Source organism: Paenibacillus sp. E194 (assembly GCF_000935845.1).
Lineage (GTDB): Bacteria > Bacillota > Bacilli > Paenibacillales > Paenibacillaceae > Paenibacillus_B > Paenibacillus_B alvei_B.
Window position 1 is genome coordinate 1 of sequence record NZ_JMDX01000462.1, and the last position, 1,816, is coordinate 1,816.

2 protein-coding genes are annotated in these 1,816 nt (G+C 44.2%); one reads left to right on the top strand and one right to left on the bottom strand.

Features of this window, described 5'->3' with window-relative positions; all coding sequences use genetic code 11:
• Window positions 1-272: 272 nt before the first annotated feature.
• On the bottom strand, window positions 273-1,163 hold the full coding sequence (locus AZ66_RS30290) for a hypothetical protein (RefSeq protein WP_021261558.1): 891 nt from the start codon (window positions 1,161-1,163) through the stop codon (window positions 273-275).
• Window positions 1,164-1,283: 120 nt separating this feature from the next.
• Here AZ66_RS30290 and AZ66_RS28900 point away from each other — a divergent pair, with 120 nt between their 5' ends.
• Window positions 1,284-1,685, top strand: a complete 402-nt coding sequence (locus AZ66_RS28900) for a DUF2614 family zinc ribbon-containing protein (protein ID WP_021261559.1) — start codon at window positions 1,284-1,286, stop codon at window positions 1,683-1,685.
• The last annotated feature ends 131 nt before the right edge of the window (window positions 1,686-1,816 follow it).

The following is a 1,816-nucleotide window of genomic DNA, read 5'->3' on the forward strand; positions in this document are numbered from 1 at the left end:
CTCTTAGTTACTTCCTTTTTCTCACCACCTCATCAGCGGCGACTTTTATAATATATCATGTTCTCTTCTTGGAGTCAAGTACTTTTTTTAAATCTTTTTTTCAAGCTTTCGAATGATTGCTTATTCAGCTTTCGTTCGAAGTGCTTCTCTCGAAGAGGCGAGTATTAATGTATCATATATCCCAAACCCAAGTCAACACTTTATTTTAAGAAAGTTAAAACGCTGCATGAGCTGTCATGCAGCGACTCAACTGTTCTTCGATTGTGCAGCCGTCAACCAGCCCATTCATAGGCCCGAGTATACCCTAGCTTGCCATATGGACTAGCATGCTCAATCAAACGTTCCTTCACACAACCGCGATGTGTAAGCTTATTTAGTAGAGCTGGCATATAACCGGCCATCCACTTGAATTCTTGGTGCTGCATAATATCCGATATCGGAACTGGCCCCTTCGCTTGCTTCAGCCAATTCAGCAATGGTGCGCAGCATTCTACGCTCTTCGATGAGAGAGAGAACTCGCAAGCAAGCAACGCAAGTTCAATTCGCTGCGGCATCGTCTCAGAGCTTGCAGTGAATTCTTCGTACATCTTATAGACACCTAGATTTAACTTCTTCACTTGCTGCCATAACGCTTGTCTAGGCATCTCTCCTTGCTCAATTATGGCAAGCGACGCCCAATAATAGAATGCGAAATCCACACATCGATAAGCGTCGATCATGTATTCCAGCTTCCGTAAATGCTTCGCTTGATTATATGCCTCCAAAAACAGCGCATATGTCTTCATGTATTGCATCTGGTTCGGAGTCTTCTCTTCTTGAATCAATCTCTCCTGCCAACTTGCAAGCAATCCATCGCGATCTACGCGAATATTGCCACGCCCGTAAAACGGAAGCAGTGACCTCGCCTCATCCGAAACGATCCATTCCTCCCACCTATCTGGGTGGATGCAAATCCAGCGTGCAACAGAGCTGTCATCGGCCGATACTTCCATCGACTCAAAAGGATGGGACGGACACGCTTCATCAACAACCAGCACATAGCGATCCCAATCAATATATTGGTGCAAATCAGCATCCAATTGGCTACGTTCCAATATATAAAGACCGCTGACTGTAGTCGCACCAATTAATTGATCTATGGAGTTATCCAATACATGTTTCATTCTCGACCCCACGCTTTTTTGGCTTTCTTTTACATCAAATGATAGTTTATAATTCTACATAGAAACTCTCTTTCCTTCTTCCTTCGAAAACATTTTCAATCTTGAAATGGAGAGGCTGCGATGAAACAACGTCTTTTTAGAACAAGTAAAATCAATGAGTTTCGATTGTGGGGACTTGTACTTACATTAGCCGGAATGGGAATGATGGTGCTCGGTACATCCGGCATTCTCATGTGGGGCATACAAGGACGCCCCTTCGCTGGAGTATTCATGGTACTGGGAATGATACTCCTCTTAGGAAGTGTCGCGATTTACTTCTGGGCTGGCATGTTGTCCACTAGTGCTGTAATCCTTGAATGTCCTGAGTGTGGTCGCCAAACCAAAATACTCGGCAGAACGGATCGCTGCATGTTCTGTAGAACGATTCTTACCCTTGATCCGGACAAGGCAACTGCAGAAAACATCACCCCAGAAAGCAACTTAGATCAAGACAGTAAGAAGGATGTTACCGTATCAAAGTGAGGGAAGAATGACTTACAAAGAGATTTCTCACGCATTGACTCGTTGATTCCCACAACACCATGACCTGACATCTATGTTTTCACGAGCCTCACTCGCAAGAGTGAACCGAATATAGCAGACTTAACGAAGAA